This is a genomic window from Methylobacterium sp. AC832 (genome assembly GCF_979256025.1).
In genome coordinates, this window is sequence record NZ_CEEDMV010000002.1 from 849,902 (window position 1) to 866,181 (window position 16,280).

Sequence of the window (16,280 nt, forward strand, 5' to 3'; positions counted from 1 at the left end):
CTCTGCTCGGAGTGATTGGATGTCCCTCAGACGGGCGGGAACTCGCCGGCCGGCGAGCGTCCGGGGGATTTCGCGGCTCTGGGCTGTCGCACCGGGGCGGACATGGCCCGCAGGGAGGCGGCGTTGGCCGCCGCATCTTCCGGAGACAGGTCACCACGGGTGACCTCTTCCGCCTCCGCGATCTTGCCCCGTAATCCGAGGACCAGAGCGAGGTTCTGGCGCACGCGTGCATCCGCGCGCGGCTGGGCCACGGCGACGCGCATCACTGCCTCGGCCTGGTCGAGCTGCTTTGCCAGCGCGAAGGACAGTCCGAGATTGGAGAGGACGGTGGGGTCGTTGGGCTGGATCTTGAGGGCGGCCTCATAGAAGCCTTGCGCGCGGACATGGTCGCCCATCTGGTCGGCCACCGCGCCCTGTGCGGACAGGACACGCCAATCCGGCCGCGCCGGGGTATGGGCGTTCTGGAGCACTTCGGCGGCTTCGGTGAAGCGCCCGACCTCCCCCAGGACCTTTCCGTAGGCGGCCAGAACGGCCGAATTCTTCGGGTTGCGCAGAGCCGTCTGCTGAAGCACCGCCACGGCTTGGGGCTTCTGGTTCGTGGCCCTGAGTGCCTGCGCATAGCGCAGGGCGAGGCCGACATCGTTCTGGTCGGCATTGTATTTCTGACCGAGCGCGTCGACGTCGCCGAGGCTCACGACGCTGCGGTCCGGCGCCCGTCCGAAGTTCTTGAGGGAGAAGCCGCCGATGGAGCCCGTGGTTTCCGGAGAGCGCGACTGGCAGGCGCTCGCCAGAAGGCCGAGCAGCGCCACGCCGGCCAGGCGTAGCGGCAACCGAATGGGAGTCGGCGAACCCGGATGAGGCTGGTCTGAACGCAACGACACCATGACGTGCTCCGCACGAGCCTGCCGGTCGACGCTTCACGCCACCGGTGGCGCAGTGATAGACCGTTAACCCTAATCGCCGGTTAACCCGACTTTAGGGCTTCAGCGGATCAGCCGGCCGCGCCACGCAACGCCCCCGAGAATCCATCCTGTCCCATCTCAGCGCCGACGATCCCTCCGCCCTGCCGATCTGCTGCCTCCGGAGCGACGAGTGGAGCGGCTTCGAAGCGGAGCTCGGCCCGAGGCACAGGGCCTTCGCCAAAGCGACCGACTTCCTGCCGAAAGCCGGGCGGGTGGCGCTTCTTCCCGCCGAGGATGGGACGATCGAACGGATCCTGTTCGGCCTCGGCGACGGGGCCGATCCGTTCCTCGCGGGCAAACTGCCCTCGCTGCTGCCGCCCGGAACCTACCGCCTCGAACCGAGGGCTTCCCTCGACATGCAGGCCGCTTCCCTGGCCTGGCTGCTCGGAAGCTATCGCTTCACGCGCTACCGCAAGCCGATACCGAAGGGACCGCTCCTCGTATCGCCGGAAGGCGTCGACGCGGCCGAGATCCATCGGATCTCCCAGGCCGTCGCCCTCGGGCGCGACCTCGTCAACACTCCCGCCAACGATCTCGGCCCAGCAGAAATCGAAGCCGTCGCCAGGGCCCTGGCGGAGGAACATTCCGCACTGATCTCGGTGACCGAGGGGTCGGATCTCGCTCGCGAATTTCCCCTGGTCCACGCGGTCGGCGCGGCCTCCCCCCGCGCGCCCCGCCTCATCGACATGAGTTGGGGGGATGAGGACGCGCCGAAAGTCACCCTCGTCGGCAAGGGCGTCGTGTTCGATACGGGCGGCCTCGATATCAAACCGTCGAGCGGCATGCTGCTGATGAAGAAGGATATGGGCGGCTCGGCGGCCGCCCTTGCCGCAGCGTCGATGATCATGGCCGCCGGTCTGAACCTGCGCCTGCGCCTCATCATTCCGACGGTAGAGAACGCCATCGCGGGCAACGCCTTCAGGCCGGGTGACGTGTTCAGGAGCCGCGCCGGGCTCACCGTGGAGATCGGCAATACCGATGCCGAGGGGCGCCTGATCCTCGCCGACGCCCTCGCTTTGGCCGATGAGGACAAGCCCGATCTGCTGATCGATTTCGCGACCCTCACCGGAGCGGCGCGGGTCGCCCTAGGGCCCGATCTCCCGGCCTTCTTCACGGAGGATGACGCACTGGCCACGGCCGTGTCGAAGGCGGGTGACGAGGCCGTCGACCCGGTCTGGCGGCTGCCGCTCCACAAGCCCTACGCGAGCCTGCTCGATTCCAAGGTGGCTGACCTGAACAACGTGTCCGGCGGACCCTTCGCAGGCGCGATCACCGCGGCTCTGTTCCTGCGGCGGTTCGCGCCAGCGACGCGGGCGCATGTGCATTTCGACCTGTACAGCTGGAATCCCTCGACAAAACCAGGCCGGCCGGAAGGAGGCGAGGTCCAGACCGCCCGCCTCGTCTATACCCTCTTGAAGGAGCATTATCCGGCCCGTTAGCGGGCGCCTTCAGGCCGCGAGTTGTGCCTTCTCGGCAATGTAGGCGACGCGCACCACGTCCTTGCCATAGGTCCGCTCCAGACGGCGCACGGTGAAATGGGCGCGCGCCATCGCCTGGAAATGGTTCATGAAGGCGGTGTTCACGGCAGCCCCGCCGACGGCGCCGAGGATCGGCACCGCTTGCGCGGCGACCTTCTGCGAGACCACCAGACCGAACCGCGCGGCGATCTGCGTGGAGAAGCGGATCAGGGCCGGAGCCGCCTCGTCGAGCAGGGCGCGGTTGCCGGCATAGCGTGCCGCTTCCGACATGGTCTTGGCCAAAGCCGCGCGCACCGCGAAATATCCGCTTTCCGTCAGCGCCGTCTCGGCACCGCTGCGTCCGCCGAGCGCGAAGACCTGGACGCAGGCCAGCGCGTTCTCCGGGTCCGACAGGTCTTCGCCCTCTTCGCGAGCGATCTCCGCGATGGAACGCAGCATCAACGTTGTCGAGACCGGCAGTTCCAGCGGCAGCGTCGCGATGCCGAACGCGCCGCCGACCGCGCCGGACAGGGCCGCCATCGCCTTGTGCCCGAAATCCCCGGTGGGCAGGAAGCGCGCGAAACGCTCGCCCGCCGTAGAGGCTGCTGGGGTGGGGAGGTCGTCGACCACTGCGGAGCCGGTCGCTCCGGCGGCCGATGCCGGGACGATCGTCTTCTCCGCCTCGGGCAGGGTCGCGAGGGCGACGCGCAGGGCCGTGCGCATCGCCCCCTCGGTGGCGCGTGAGACCGCTTCCGTCACGGGAGCCGGAAGGCTGCGGCTGATCATGTCGAGGGGCGCTCCGGCCACCGAGGACAGCCGCGCGGCGAGTCCCGGCGTCTCCAAGGTGCGGACGGCTCCGACGAGGGCCGCACGGTCGGCTTCACTGAGGTTCGAACCGGTGGCGGTCTCCGCCGGGGTGGAGCAGGTATCGTCGACGAGGGAGATGTTGCTCACGACTAGGGTCTCATCCGTGTTTCGGGTGCCGGCGCGCCGGGCCGATCGCCGGAAGCAAGCGTGAGGCCCGCAGAATGGTTCCCGCTCACGGTCTCGGTGTCGCCTGAGGCCGCGGTCTCGGCGGCGGCGCGGGCCGCGCTGCGCTCGCCGGCGCGTCCGACGAAGAAGCACAGGATCACCACCGGAATGCCCACGGCCGCGGTGAAGGCGAAGAAGACGGGATAGCCGTAGCTGGCGACGATGAAGCCCGACGTGCCGGCCACGAGCTTGCCCGGGAGCGCGTAGAGCGACGAGAACAGCGCGTATTGCGTCGCCGCGAAGCCCGGTGCCGTCAGGCTCGACATGTAGGCGATGAGCGCCATTCCGGCGAAGGATCCGCAGAAATTGTCGATGGAGATCGCCGCCGTCAGCCGCCACACTTCAGGCCCGCCATAGGAGAGCCAGGAAAAGGACAGGTTCGACGCCGCCCCGAGGAACGCCCCGATGACGAGGGTGGGGAACAGGCCGAGCCGGGTCATCGCCCAGCCCCCGACGAAGGCGCCGGCAATGCCGACCCAGATGCCGTAGAGCTTCGACACCGCGCCGATCTCGGTGAGGGTGAAGCCGATCTGCCGATAGAGCGGACTCGCCATGACGCCGGAGATGAAATCCGGCATGCGATAGAACGCGACCAGGATGAGGATCGCCCACAGGCTCGGGCCGAGGCGGGTATGGAGTTCGGTCAGGGGTTCGAGCACCGCGCCACGGAAGGACCAGACCTTCGCCGGTGCACCATCGGGCCGTGCCGGTTTGGCCTCCGGATCCTCATCATGCTGTCTGTCGAAGGCGGGGGCCAGGAGAGCGGCGATCATGCCCACACCCATGAGCGCGGCCATGCTGAAATAGGCGACAGACCATCCCGCCCAGTCAGCGATGAACAGGGCCCCCGCCCCGGCGCACATCAGCGCCAGACGGTAGCCCAGGTTCGAGGTCGCCGCCATGACGCCCTGCAGATCGGTGCCGGCGGCATCGATGCGCCATCCGTCGATGACGACGTCCTGGGTCGCGGCGCAGATCGCAACGAGGAAGGCGCCGAGGCCGAGGAGGACGAGGCTGCTCGCCGGGTTGGCCGTGGCCATGAGCGAGAGCGCGAGAGCGACGGCGACCTGCGTCGCGATCATCCACGAGCGCCTGCGGCCGATGCGTGCGCTGAGGACCGGCACGTCGAAACGGTCGATGAGCGGCGCCCAGAGGAATTTCAGGGTGTAGGGGAGCGCCAGATAGCTGAAGAGGCCGATTGCCTTGATGTCCACGTCCGAATAGGCGAGCCGCGTCGAGAACGTGCCGAGCACGAGCAGCAGCGGCAGGCCGGACGAGAAGCCGAGGGCCAGCATCAGGATGATGCGGGGATCTTCAAAGATATCCCGCATGGCGAGCTTGGAGCGCGCCTTCCCCGCTACCGCTGCACTTTGAGCCATTCGTGGAACTCCTGAAGGCTTATGACCCTTGAAGGTCGGCTGCCATGCTCGTCGGTGGGTGGATCGCCCGTTGGATTGCCACGATGCGTCGCGGCGACAGCGGCCCCGTGTGACAGGGATGAAGAATGGTCACCAGGAACTTAAAGAGTGCATGGTCTTTGTAGGTAGCTATTGGCTTGCAATGGGACATATTTCGACCTGACGAGTCGAAGTGACGGGGCAGATCGGCCTCGATTTATCTCTTGGGGCGGTCGGGTCGGTCTGTACCGTCGAAGTGCTGTCATCGTTCGAGCGGCGGCGTAGGCGTGATGTCAGGATGATGGACAGCAGCAACAACCCGGTTTCGGCCGAACTCCGTCCGGTGGGTAATGCCCTCATGGATGCCAAGATGTTCGCCATGGCCTTCGCTGCCAGTCCCACGCCCATGGTGGTGACCGACCCCCGCCTCGCCGACAACCCCATCGTCTGGGTCAACGACGCCTTTCTGAATCTCACCGGTTATACCCGGCAGGAGTTGGAGGGCCATAATTGTCGGATGCTCCAGGGACCCGATACCGACCCTCGGGCGATCGATCGCATTCGGGAAGCCGTGCGTCGGCAGGTACCCATCGAGGTGGAGCTTCAGAACTACCGTAAGGACGGAACCTCCTTCTGGAACGCCATGACGATCACGCCGGTCCGCAACGATGCGGAGGAGCTCGTCTATTACTACGCCGCCCAGGCCGACATGACCGAGAAACACGTGCTCGAGCTCGCCATGAAGGGGACGAACGACGAACTCGAACGGCAGGTCAACGAACAGACCGCCGACCTGAGGGCCGCCCTGGACGAGAAGACCGCGCTCCTTCACGAGGTCGATCACCGGGTCAAGAACAACCTGCAGGTCATCTCCTCCCTGGTCTTGCTGAAGGCGCGGCGAACCCCCCAGGGCGAGGCGCGGGACGCCCTTCAGGGCATGGCCGAGCGGATCGGGGCGCTCTCCATGGTCCATCGCATGCTCTATTCGGCCGGAGACGTGACACGGTTCAACCTGGAGGAGTTCGCCGACGACTTCCTGTCCGATCTCACCGCCAGCATCGATCCGGCGCGTACCGCGGTCACGGCCGAGATCGATCCGATCTCGTTGCCGGCCGCCATCGCGGCGCCTCTGGCGCTCATGCTCCACGAACTTGCTACGAATGCCGTGCGCCACGCTTTCCCCAATGACCGGGAGGGGCGCGTCTCCATCTCCGCCCGCCAATGCGAGACCGGCTTGCGTCTCCTGATCGAGGATGACGGTGTCGGTCGGACGGCGGGCGTGTCGAACCCAGCCGGGTTCGGCTGTTCCCTGGTCGAGATGGTGGTGAAACAGTTGCGCGGCGTCATCACCTGGCACGAGCCCGGAACGGGGACGCGCGTCGAGATCGTCATTCCGTTGCAGCACGAGATCAGGAAGCCGACCGCAGTCCCACCGCGCGAAGCTGCGATGGGACAGGCAGGGTGAGCCACGTACCCGGATTGCGCATTCTCGTCGTCGAGGACGAGGCGCTCATCGCCCTCGAACTCGAATGTCTGCTGGACGACCTCGGCTATGTCACGGTCGGCGTGGCGGGAAGCTCCGCCGAGGCCATCGAACTCGGCCGTACCACGGTGCCCGATATCGCCCTGGTGGACATTCACCTCATCGACGGTCCGACAGGCATCGATGTGGCGAGGACGCTCAGTTCGGACCCGCGCACGAGCGTCGTGTTCATGACCGCCAACGACAAACGCATTCCGGCGGATTTCGCCGGGGCTTTGGGAGTCATCGCCAAGCCCTATTCCGAGCGCGCCGTCGCCGGCGCGCTGCGTTACGTGGCCGCGCTACGGGCCGGCGGCCAGCCTGAAGCGGACGGGCTGGATGGGTTCCGGCTCGCCACCCATGGTGCACCGGGCCACGAGTTGTAGCCGCCTCGGCCGCCGCCGGGACCGAAGGCTCGATCCGTTTCCGGTCTCGTCGTCACGCTTCGCGCGCCGCCTTCTTCAGGCGGTAGAGAACCTCCAGCGCCTCCCTCGGCGTCAATGCGTCGGGATCGATCCCATCGAGTTCCTGACGCAAAGGGTCTTCGCGCGTCGGAACCTGCACTTCCGGCATGGGCGGCGGCGCGAGGCTGGCGAAGAGAGGCAGATCGTCGATGCGGGGACGGGTCGGACGGTCGCGCTCGGCTTTCTCCAGGTTCTTCAGGATCGAGCCGGCCCGGGCGATGACCCCGGCGGGAAGGCCGGCGAGACGGGCGACCTGGAGGCCGTAGGACCGCTCGGCCACCCCCGGCACGACTTCGTGCAGGAACACCACTTCGCCCTTGTGCTCGGCGACTTTGAGCGTCGCGTTGTCGAGCCGCGTGAGACGCTGGCTCAGGGCCGTGAGTTCGTGGAAATGGGTGGCGAACAGCGCGCGGCACCCGTTCTGCTCATGCAGGTATTCGAGGCAAGCCCAGGCGATGGAGAGACCGTCGAAGGTTGCCGTGCCCCGGCCGATCTCGTCGAGGATGACGAGGGAATGCCGGCTCGCCTGGTTCAGGATCGCGGCCGTCTCCACCATCTCGACCATGAAGGTCGATTGCCCGCGCGCGAGGTCGTCGGCGGCCCCGACCCGCGAGAACAGCCGGTCTACGACCCCGAGATGCACGCGGGTCGCCGGCACGAAGGCGCCCATCTGGGCGAGGACGGCGATGAGGGCGTTCTGGCGCAGGAAGGTCGACTTGCCGCCCATATTCGGCCCGGTGATGAGCCGGATGCGCCCGCGCCCTTCGCCAGAAAGGTCGCAATCGTTGGCGATGAACGGCTCGCCGGATCGCCGCAGGGCCGATTCCACCACCGGATGTCGGCCGCCCTCGACCACGAAGCTGAAACTGTCGTCGACGAAGGGCCTGCGCCAATCCCGCTCCACCGCCAGTTCGGCATGGGAGGCGGTGACGTCGAGGCTGGCCAGGGCGTCAGCGATGGCGGCGACGGTCTCGGCCTGGGCCATGATCCGAGCGGCCAGTGCATCGAAGACCTCTGTCTCGAGGGCGAGAGCGCGGTCGGCTGCTCCCGAGATGCGGCTTTCGAGATCGTTCAGTTCCACGCTCGAGAACCGCATGGCATCCACCATGGTCTGGCGGTGGATGAAGGTCTCGCGCATCAGGCCCTTGAGGCAGTTCTCGCCGACGGCCTGCGGCACCTCGATGTAGTAGCCGAGCATGTTGTTGTGCTTGATCCGCAGGGTGCGGCAGCCGGTCTCCTCGGCATAGCGCGCCTGCAGCCCGGCGATGACCTTGCGCGAATCCTGACCGAGGAGCCGGGCCTCGTCGATCTCGGCATCGTAGCCGGCGCGCACGAAGCCGCCGTCGCGGCGGTTGAGGGGGAGGTCGTCGGCGAGCGCCGCGCGCAGATGCTCGACGAGATCGGCATCGACCGTTCCCAGCCGCTGGACGATGGCGCCGAGGGCGTCCGGCAAGGCCTTGACCTCTCCGCAACGCTGCGAGATCGCCAAGGCCGCGTCGAGGCCGTCACGGAGGGCGGCGAGATCGCGTGGGCCGCCACGTCCGAGGCCGAGCCGCGAGAGGGCGCGGGCGATGTCGGGCGCCCGCGCCAGGGCGTCGCGCAGGGTTCGACGAAGGGCGCCGTCTTCCACCAGGAACGACACTGCCTCGTGGCGGCGCATGATGGCCGAGAGGTCGGTGAGAGGGCCGGCGAGATGCTCGGCCAGCAGTCTCGCGCCGATGGCCGACACCGTGCGGTCGATGGCGTCGAGCAGGCTGCCGGTGCGCTCGCCCGAGAGGGTTCGGGTGAGTTCGAGATTGGCGCGTGTCGCCGCATCGATGGCCAGCGTCGCGCCGCTCGTCTCCCGGGTCGGCGGGGACAGAGCGGGCCGCGCGCCGATCTGCGTGCGCTCGATATAGAGCAGGGCCGCTCCGGCGGCGGCGAGTTCGGCCCGCCCGAACTGCCCGAACCCGTCGAGGGTCGAGACGCCGAACTGTTCCTTGATCCGCCGCTCCGCCGAGGCGGGTTCGAGCTCCGCCTGCGCCAGGGGCGTGACCGGGGCTCTCACGTCGCGCCAGAGGCCGGCGAGAGACGGATCTGAGTGGATCGCCTCGGAAAGCACGATCTCGCGCGGATCGTGCCGGGCGATGGCAGCACCCAGCTCGCCTTCGGGAACCTCGCTCAAGGAGAACCGGCCGGTGGAGATATCGACGGCTGCGATGCCGTAGGAGTAGCCGGATTCCGAAAACTTGCGGCGGCCGAGGGCGAGGAGGATGCTCGCCCGTGACGGGTCGAGGAGACGGTCCTCGGTGATCGTACCGGGGGTGACGAGGCGGACGACCTCGCGCCGCACCACCGATTTCGGGCCGCGCTTCTTGGCCTCCGCCGGGTCCTCGGTCTGGGCACAGACCGCCACGCGATGGCCGAGGGCGATGAGGCGGCTGAGATAATCGTCGGAGCGCTCCACCGGCACACCGCACATCGGGATATCCGCCCCGCCATGCTTACCGCGCTTCGTCAGGACGATGCCGAGCGCACGGGATGCGATCTCCGCATCCTCGAAGAACAACTCGTAGAAATCTCCCATCCGGTAGAACAGGAGGCAATCCGTATTGGCGGCCTTGATCTCGATATACTGCGCCATCATCGGCGTGGCGCCGGCGATGTCGAGCGGCGAGGCGCTCACGGTTTCTTCCGCCGTGGCATGGGTCTTCGGACTGGAGCGGACTGCACGCTGGGACATGCCCCATCATAGCAGAGGCGACCGGACCGGATCAGCGCTCCCTTCCGCATCATCTGGGGAGAACCGCCGAGCGACGAAAAAAGGCCGATGCGTCTCCGCACCGGCCCCTCCGACGAAAATACCGCCGCTCAGCTTAGTAGCGCGGGCCGCCCGACGTGGTGCCCTTGCGCTGCATGTAGCCCGGCTGCTGCGGGTTGCGGGAGTTCGGATCACCGTGGCTGTAGGCGGCGGGGGCGCGGCGATGGCGCATGCCGTGACGATGATGGTGGTGGCGATGGCGCATGCCGCGATGGCTGGCGTAGCCCGGGTGATGACCGCGGGTGACGATTTCGGTGGTCAGTGCCTCACCGGCGATCACGGGAGCGCTCGGCATGGCCGGGGCGGCAGTGGCGGCGCCGAGGCCGAGAGCGCTGAAAAAGGTTCCTGCTGCAAGAGCAAGGGCAATCTTGGTCATCAAGTCCATCCGTTAGGATCGCGCCGCGCGCGTCGAGGCAATAAGTCGTTCGCCCGGACTCCGTTCCCATTCTTTTTTAACGCATGTTTGTCCACCAAAAAGCCGGTAAATGAGCCGGAACGAGGGGATGATTCCGGTATCCCGCACGTGATCGATGACGCCGCGCCGAATCGGGGTTGCGCATCTCACCGCTTGCCCGCACCACCCCATCCGCGATGGCGACGAACCCCTCCTTCTCTGCTGCCCTCCCGATCGATGCGGCCCTGCCGCGCCTTCTCGCGGCGCTCGAACCAGCCCCGTCGGCGGTGCTCGTGGCACCTCCCGGAGCCGGCAAGACCACTCGCGTCCCGCTGGCGCTTCTCGATGCGCCATGGCTCGGCGCCGAGGGCCGGATCATCCTCCTCGAACCACGGCGCCTGGCTGCCCGCGGCGCGGCCGAGCGCATGGCCGCCACCCTCGGCCAGCGCGTGGGCGAGACCGTGGGGCTGCGCGTCCGCCTCGGCTCGAAGATCTCGCGGGCGACGCGGATCGAGGTGGTCACGGAGGGGGTCTTCACCCGCATGATCCTGGACGATCCGGAACTGTCCGGCATCGGCGCGGTGATCTTCGACGAGTTCCACGAGCGCTCCCTCGACGCCGATCTCGGTCTCGCCCTCGCGCTCGACGCCCAGGGTGGTCTCCGCGACGACCTCCGCATTCTCGTCATGTCCGCCACCCTGGACGGTGCCCGGGTCTCGCGCCTGATGGGCGACGCGCGCATCGTCGAATCCGAGGGGCGGGCCTTTCCGGTGGAGACACGCCATACGGAGCGCGATCCGAACCGGCGGATCGAGGATGCGATGGCCGACGCCATCCTTCGCGCCCTGCGGGCCGATCCCGGCTCGGTCCTGGCCTTCCTGCCCGGACAAGGCGAGATCCGGCGGGTTGCGACGCTCCTCGCCGAACGAGTGGACGAGAGTACCGAGATCGCGCCGCTCTACGGTGCCCTTCCCCCTGCCGAACAGGACCGCGCCGTGGCTCCCGCTCCGCCCGGAACCCGGAAAGTCGTGCTGGCGACCAGCATCGCCGAGACGTCGCTGACGATCAAGGGGGTTCGGATCGTGGTCGATTCCGGTCTGTCCCGCGTGCCGCTCTACGAGCCCGGCATCGGCCTGACCCGCCTCGTCACCGCCCGCGCCTCCCGCGCCTCGGTGGACCAGCGGCGTGGCCGCGCGGGGCGGACCGAGCCGGGGATCTGCTATCGACTGTGGTCGGAGGCGGCGACCAGCGCCCTCGAACCCTTCACGCGACCGGAGATCCTGGCCGCCGACCTGTCCGGCCTTTTGCTCGACTGCGCCGCCTGGGGCGTCTCCGATCCCACAACCCTGTCGTTCCTCGATGCTCCGCCCGCCCCTGCTCTGGCGGAAGCGCGCTCGATGCTGCGCGACCTCGCCGCCCTCGATGCCGATGGACGCCTCACCGAGACGGGACGGGCCTTGCGTGCCATCCCGCTCCCCCCACGCCTGGCGAGAATGGTGGTCGCTGCGGCCGAATTCGGCCGGGCGCGGGAGGCTGCCGACCTCGCCGCGATCCTCGTGGAGCGCGGGCTCGGCGGCGACGATGCCGATCTCTCTATCCGGGCCGATCGGTTCGCCCGCGACCGCGGAACCCGTGCCTCCGACATGCGGCGTTTGGCGCGAGGCTGGGCCGAGCAGGCCGGGGGATTCGTTCGCGCAGTCAGGAACGTGGATGTCTTCGGGGCCGGGCCGCTCCTCGCCCTTGCCTATCCCGACCGCGTTGCCCGCTCGCGAGGCCGCGACGGCGAGTTCGTGATGGCGAACGGACGCGCCGGGCGCGTGGACCCGGCCTCGGCCCTTGCCCGCGAACCTTTCCTCGTGGTGGCCGATATCGCCGGGACGGCGGCTACCGGGCGCATCCTCGCCGCCGCCGCGATCACGCTGGAGGAGATCGAGACGCTGTTCGTAGAGCGGATCGAATCGGTCACCCAGGTCGTGTTCGACAAGGGCGCCCGGTCCCTGCGGGCACGCGCCTCCCGCCGTCTCGGCGCGGCAACCCTCGGCGAGCGGATCCTGCCGGTGAAACCGGATGCCTCCTCGGCCGCGATCCTGGCGCGGGGCATCGTCGGGCTCGGCCTCGACAATCTGCCCTGGACGCCCGCCCTCGCCCAGTGGCGGTCCCGGTTGGCGTTTCTTCGCGCTGCCGAGGGCGAAACCTGGCCCGATCTCTCGGATGAGGCATTAGGCGCGTCGGTGGAAGACTGGCTCGCGCCGGAAATCGAGGGCCGTGTGAGCCTCGATTCCATCACGGCAGACGATCTCGGCCGCGCGCTCGGCGCGCTTCTACCCTGGGAGATGCGTCATCGCCTCGATACGGAGGCCCCGACCCATTTCGAGGTGCCGACGGGATCGCGCATCCCCATCGACTACGATGCCGAGGGCGGGCCGGTTCTGGCCGTCCGGGTGCAGGAATTGTTCGGCCTCGACCGCCATCCCGCCATCGCCGGCGGTCGCGTGCCGTTGGTCCTCCACCTGTTGTCTCCGGCCTCGCGTCCGATCCAGATCACCAAGGACCTGCCCGGCTTCTGGCGCGGCTCCTGGACCGCCGTGCGCGCGGAGATGCGCGGGCGCTACCCGCGCCATCCCTGGCCGGACGACCCGCTGACCGAGCCGCCGACCCGGCGGGTGAAGCCGAGGGGGACATGATGACGGGCTTTTCTCGATGACCGGCTTTCCTTGGCCTGCGGCGCATTTCGATCCGCGAGGCCGCCTGTCCCGCCGAGCCTATCACCGTCAATTGATCGGCACGCTGCTGCTTGTCGTCGTGTCGGGCAGCATCGCCATCCTGGTCTCGTCGATGGAGGCGCGGTCCGCGGCGCTGATCGTTGTGGCAGCAGGCACCATCGGGGCCGGGGCTTTCGTGACGGTCGCCACGGTCCGGCGTCTGCACGACCGGGGGCGGACCGGATGGTGGCTGCTCCCCAACGCCTTCGTGACCGTCGCGGGTTTTGCCCCGATCGAGACTCTCGCCGACGCCTATCCGGTGGCGGTGATCGTCGCCACCCTGGCGATGACCGGGTTCAATCTCTGGTTCTTCATCGAGACCGTGGGGCTGGCGGGCATGGCGGGCCCGAACCGCTACGGGTTCGAGCCGGAGCACTGAGCCGCGTCAGTGCTGCCGCGCACGGTCCACCACCGCGCGCGCCGCCTCGAAGGCCTCGTCCGCATCGAGATCGGTGGTGTCGAGAAGAACGGCGTCGGGAGCGGCCTTGAGAGGGGCTGTCGAGCGTTGCGCGTCGCGTGCATCGCGGGCGACGATGTCGGACAGGATCGCCCCGAGGCTCGCCGGCTCTCCCCGTCGAAGGAGTTCCAGATGCCTACGCCGGGCGCGCTCCTCGGCGGCGGCGGTGATGAACAGTTTCACCTGCGCCTGCGGGCAGACCACGGTGCCGATATCTCGCCCGTCGAGGACGGCGCCGCTGGCGCCGCCGGCAAAGCGCTGCTGCCAGGCGAGCAAAGCCGCGCGCACGGCCGGGATCAACGAGATGCGGGAGGCCGCGTCTCCCATTGCCCGCTCCCGGAGGCGCGGATCCGCGAGGCGGTCGGCGATCAGCGTCGCGGCGGCTCGAGCCGCGGCGGCATGGTCGTCGAGGTTGCGCCCGGCATCGATCACGCTGAGGGCCACGGCCCGGTAGAGCAGACCCGTATCGAGATGGGGCAGGCCGTAATGCGCGGCGAGGCGCTTGGCCAGGGTTCCCTTGCCCGAGGCGGCGGGTCCATCGATCGCGATGACCATCGGCATGGGACCTACTCCGCGATGCGGCCGCCGAGCGCCCGCATCGTCGGCAGGAAGCTCGGGAAACTGGTGGCGATCATGGCACCGTCATCGACGGTCACGGGTTGCTTCGTCGCGAGGCCCATCACCAGGAAGGCCATGGCGATGCGGTGGTCGAGATGGGTGGCGACGGTGCCGCCGCCGCGCGCGGCGGAGCCGTCGCCCTCGACGATGAGATCCTCACCCTCGATCCGGTAGGTCACGCCGTTCTCGCGCAAACCATCCGCCACGGCGGCGAGGCGGTCGGATTCCTTCACCGTCAGCTCGTGCAGCCCGTTCATCCGGGTGACGCCCTCGGCGAAGGCGGCGGCGACGGCGAGAGCGGGATATTCGTCGATCATCGCCGGGGCGCGCTCGGCCGGCACATCGACGCCCTTGAGCCGGCTGGCGCGGACATGGAGATCGGCCACGGTCTCGCCGCCCTCGTCGCGCTCGTTACGACGCTCGATATCGGCGCCCATCTCCAGCAGCGTGGTGATGAGGCCGATGCGCAGGGGGTTCATCATCACGCCCTCGATCGTCACGTCCGAGCCGGGGACGATGAGCGCCGCCACCAGCGGGAAGGCCGCGGAGGACGGATCGGCCGGCACGATCACGTCGGTGCCGCGCAGGATCGGCTGGCCCGTGAGGGCGATGGAGCGGCCGTGGCCGCCGGGGCCGTGCGGACTCACCGCGACCTCGGCGCCGAACAGGCGAAGCATGCGCTCGCTATGGTCCCTGGTCGCCGCTGCCTCGATCACCGTCGTGGTTCCGGGCGCGTTCAGGCCGGCGAGGAGCACCGCCGATTTGATCTGCGCCGAGGCGACCGGGGTCTCGTAGGTGATCGGGATGGCTTCCTTCGGTCCGCGAAGGGTCAACGGTACGCGGCCGCCCTCCTCCTCGCTCAGCACCTGGGTGCCCATGCGGATCAGCGGATCGAGGATGCGGCGCATGGGGCGCTTGCGCAGGGATGCGTCGCCGTCGAAGGTCGCGGTGACGTCCTGCCCGCCGACGACGCCCATCATCAGGCGCGAGCCGGTGCCGGCATTGCCGAAGTCGAGCACGCCGGCCGGGTCCATCATCCCGCCGATGCCGACGCCGCGCACCGCCCAGCTGCCCTGCCCGAGGCGATCGATGCCCGCACCGAGGGCTCTGGCGGCGTCGGCCGTGCGCAGCACGTCGTCACCTTCGAGCAATCCCTCGATACGGGTCTCGCCGATGCTGAGGAGGCCAAGGATCATCGCCCGGTGGGAGATCGACTTGTCCCCCGGAGGCCGCAGCGCGCCGCGCAAGGGCGCGCCGGCGGAAGCGGTCAGGGGCTGCGGTTCGGAGTGATGCGACACGGGATCGACAACTTTTCGGCTTCTGGCGCGGTCGCGCCGTCAGGGGCCGGCCATGCAGCCGGCGAACATCGTAGCGCCGGTTACCACGCAGGCGGGGCGGCGTCATCCGACCCGGAGAGGCCTCCGGGCGGTTAAATCCGGATAAGCCGGTGGCCCAGGTAGTCGGGGTGTCCTGACGAGGGTATTTGACAGGACGGTTTCACCCGACTAACGGGGCCCCTCTCCCAAAACCCTATCAGAGGTTCGCCCGTGGCCAGACCGGAACTCGGCTTGAAGCGTCAATGCATGAGCTGCGGCGCGAAATTCTACGATCTCGACAAAGATCCGGCGACCTGCCCGAAATGCGGGACCATCTATCAGGCCGCCGCTACGTCGCGCATGGCCGCTCCCGCGCTCGCCTCCCGCTCCGCAGCCGTGCCGGCTGACGACGACGAGGATACGGATGCCGAGAAGGGCGGTCCCGAGATCGTCTCCCTCGACGAGGTCGAGGCCGCTGAGGACGAGGCGGATACCACGACCGGCGACGACGATGCCGATTCGACAGATGCCGACGACACCTTCCTCGAGGAGGAAGATACCGGCGACGACGACGTGGCCGACCTCATCGACGGCGATATCGAGAACGACGAGGAAAGCTGAGGCCCGACCTCGGCACCCTTTGCGTCCCCGAGAGCGATCGCAGCAAAATCCTATGCCGCGTAAAATTCTCGGCGGTGAATGCGATTAGGGGCTTGAGTCCGGGCAAGCGCCCGAATATAGAACCGCCTCCGCCGGACGCCGCAAGGCAGGTTGGCGGAACGACCACCGCGAGACATGTTGCGGTGGTCCCAGAAGTGGGGCCTTAGCTCAGCTGGGAGAGCGCTTCCATGGCATGGAAGAGGTCATCGGTTCGATCCCGTTAGGCTCCACCATTTCTTTTCGTCCGAGTCGTCGATGTGGTTGCGAGATGCGGCCTTCGGCGGGCCGGAAAACAGCAGATCTCGGTGGTGTTCACCGATGATGACGACGATCGTGAGACGATGTCACGATTGTTTCGGAATGTGGGGCCTTAGCTCAGCTGGGAGAGCGCTTCCATGGCATGGAAGAGGTCATCGGTTCGATCCCGTTAGGCTCCACC

Annotated in this window: 13 protein-coding genes and 2 tRNA genes; 8 read left to right on the forward strand and 7 right to left on the reverse strand. The window is 68.2% G+C overall.

What is annotated here, in order from left to right:
- Nucleotides 1-26: 26 nt before the first annotated feature.
- On the reverse strand, nucleotides 27-884 hold the full coding sequence (locus tag AC0IXR_RS11235; protein WP_419952202.1) for a tetratricopeptide repeat protein: 858 nt from the start codon (nucleotides 882-884) through the stop codon (nucleotides 27-29).
- A gap of 179 nt (nucleotides 885-1,063) precedes the next feature.
- Here AC0IXR_RS11235 and AC0IXR_RS11240 point away from each other — a divergent pair, with 179 nt between their 5' ends.
- Nucleotides 1,064-2,401 carry a leucyl aminopeptidase family protein gene (locus AC0IXR_RS11240; protein WP_471760800.1) on the forward strand — a complete coding sequence of 446 codons (1,338 nt, stop codon included), beginning with the start codon at nucleotides 1,064-1,066 and terminating at the stop codon, nucleotides 2,399-2,401.
- Between the two features lie 9 nt (nucleotides 2,402-2,410).
- On the opposite strand, the gene AC0IXR_RS11245 is transcribed toward AC0IXR_RS11240, so the two are convergent.
- Together AC0IXR_RS11245 and AC0IXR_RS11250 are read right to left on the reverse strand one after the other, a co-directional pair.
- Nucleotides 2,411-3,373, reverse strand: coding sequence for an EcsC family protein (locus AC0IXR_RS11245; protein WP_471760751.1), 963 nt, complete (start codon nucleotides 3,371-3,373; stop codon nucleotides 2,411-2,413).
- A 2-nt stretch (nucleotides 3,374-3,375) separates the two neighbouring features.
- Entirely contained in the window at nucleotides 3,376-4,830 is a 1,455-nt protein-coding gene (locus tag AC0IXR_RS11250) for an AmpG family muropeptide MFS transporter (protein ID WP_207412870.1), read from the reverse strand.
- 376 nt (nucleotides 4,831-5,206) lie between these two features.
- On the opposite strand from AC0IXR_RS11250, the gene AC0IXR_RS11255 reads away from it, so the two are divergent.
- The gene (locus AC0IXR_RS11255; RefSeq protein ID WP_471760801.1) at nucleotides 5,207-6,313 is read left to right on the forward strand and encodes a PAS domain-containing protein; all 1,107 of its coding nucleotides are present in this window, start codon (nucleotides 5,207-5,209) and stop codon (nucleotides 6,311-6,313) included.
- Nucleotides 6,310-6,756 (forward strand): response regulator, encoded by a 447-nt coding sequence (locus AC0IXR_RS11260; protein ID WP_419952206.1) that lies wholly within the window; start codon nucleotides 6,310-6,312, stop codon nucleotides 6,754-6,756. Before AC0IXR_RS11255 ends, AC0IXR_RS11260 begins: the two co-directional genes overlap by 4 nt.
- 52 nt (nucleotides 6,757-6,808) lie before the next feature.
- Here the strand turns inward: AC0IXR_RS11260 and mutS are convergent, their stop codons facing one another.
- Complete coding sequence (mutS, locus tag AC0IXR_RS11265; protein ID WP_471760752.1) at nucleotides 6,809-9,556, reverse strand: DNA mismatch repair protein MutS; 2,748 nt, start codon at nucleotides 9,554-9,556, stop codon at nucleotides 6,809-6,811.
- Nucleotides 9,557-9,689: 133 nt separating this feature from the next.
- Nucleotides 9,690-10,010 (reverse strand): hypothetical protein, encoded by a 321-nt coding sequence (locus tag AC0IXR_RS11270; RefSeq protein ID WP_056433123.1) that lies wholly within the window; start codon nucleotides 10,008-10,010, stop codon nucleotides 9,690-9,692.
- Between the two features lie 215 nt (nucleotides 10,011-10,225).
- On the opposite strand from AC0IXR_RS11270, the gene hrpB reads away from it, so the two are divergent.
- Together hrpB and AC0IXR_RS11280 are read left to right on the forward strand one after the other, a co-directional pair.
- On the forward strand, nucleotides 10,226-12,712 hold the full coding sequence (hrpB, locus tag AC0IXR_RS11275) for an ATP-dependent helicase HrpB (RefSeq protein WP_471760802.1): 2,487 nt from the start codon (nucleotides 10,226-10,228) through the stop codon (nucleotides 12,710-12,712).
- A gap of 16 nt (nucleotides 12,713-12,728) precedes the next feature.
- Nucleotides 12,729-13,169, forward strand: coding sequence for a DUF805 domain-containing protein (locus AC0IXR_RS11280; protein WP_471760754.1), 441 nt, complete (start codon nucleotides 12,729-12,731; stop codon nucleotides 13,167-13,169).
- A 6-nt stretch (nucleotides 13,170-13,175) separates the two neighbouring features.
- On the opposite strand, the gene cmk is transcribed toward AC0IXR_RS11280, so the two are convergent.
- Both cmk and aroA read right to left on the reverse strand, forming a co-directional pair.
- Nucleotides 13,176-13,808 (reverse strand): (d)CMP kinase, encoded by a 633-nt coding sequence (gene cmk, locus AC0IXR_RS11285; RefSeq protein WP_471760755.1) that lies wholly within the window; start codon nucleotides 13,806-13,808, stop codon nucleotides 13,176-13,178.
- Between the two features lie 5 nt (nucleotides 13,809-13,813).
- Nucleotides 13,814-15,163, reverse strand: a complete 1,350-nt coding sequence (gene aroA / locus AC0IXR_RS11290; RefSeq protein WP_471760756.1) for a 3-phosphoshikimate 1-carboxyvinyltransferase — start codon at nucleotides 15,161-15,163, stop codon at nucleotides 13,814-13,816.
- A 249-nt stretch (nucleotides 15,164-15,412) separates the two neighbouring features.
- On the opposite strand from aroA, the gene AC0IXR_RS11295 reads away from it, so the two are divergent.
- The 3 genes from AC0IXR_RS11295 to AC0IXR_RS11305 all read left to right on the forward strand — a co-directional run bounded on the left by AC0IXR_RS11295 (nucleotide 15,413) and on the right by AC0IXR_RS11305 (nucleotide 16,278).
- Entirely contained in the window at nucleotides 15,413-15,802 is a 390-nt protein-coding gene (locus AC0IXR_RS11295) for a TIGR02300 family protein (RefSeq protein WP_082470039.1), read from the forward strand.
- A gap of 196 nt (nucleotides 15,803-15,998) precedes the next feature.
- Nucleotides 15,999-16,074: transfer RNA gene (locus AC0IXR_RS11300), tRNA-Ala, on the forward strand.
- Between the two features lie 131 nt (nucleotides 16,075-16,205).
- Nucleotides 16,206-16,278, forward strand: a tRNA-Ala gene (locus tag AC0IXR_RS11305).
- The last annotated feature ends 2 nt before the right edge of the window (nucleotides 16,279-16,280 follow it).

Bases quoted from the DNA above. Each gene is read 5' to 3' on its own strand.
- AC0IXR_RS11235 (WP_419952202.1), bottom strand. From the start codon at position 884: ATGGTGTCGTTGCGTTCAGACCAGCCTCATCCGGGTTCGCCGACTCCC.
- AC0IXR_RS11250 (WP_207412870.1), bottom strand. From the start codon at position 4,830: ATGGCTCAAAGTGCAGCGGTAGCGGGGAAGGCGCGCTCCAAGCTCGCC.
- AC0IXR_RS11255 (WP_471760801.1), top strand. From the start codon at position 5,207: ATGGATGCCAAGATGTTCGCCATGGCCTTCGCTGCCAGTCCCACGCCC.
- mutS (WP_471760752.1), bottom strand. From the start codon at position 9,556: ATGTCCCAGCGTGCAGTCCGCTCCAGTCCGAAGACCCATGCCACGGCG.
- AC0IXR_RS11270 (WP_056433123.1), bottom strand. From the start codon at position 10,010: ATGACCAAGATTGCCCTTGCTCTTGCAGCAGGAACCTTTTTCAGCGCT.
- hrpB (WP_471760802.1), top strand. From the start codon at position 10,226: ATGGCGACGAACCCCTCCTTCTCTGCTGCCCTCCCGATCGATGCGGCC.
- AC0IXR_RS11280 (WP_471760754.1), top strand. From the start codon at position 12,729: ATGACCGGCTTTCCTTGGCCTGCGGCGCATTTCGATCCGCGAGGCCGC.
- cmk (WP_471760755.1), bottom strand. From the start codon at position 13,808: ATGCCGATGGTCATCGCGATCGATGGACCCGCCGCCTCGGGCAAGGGA.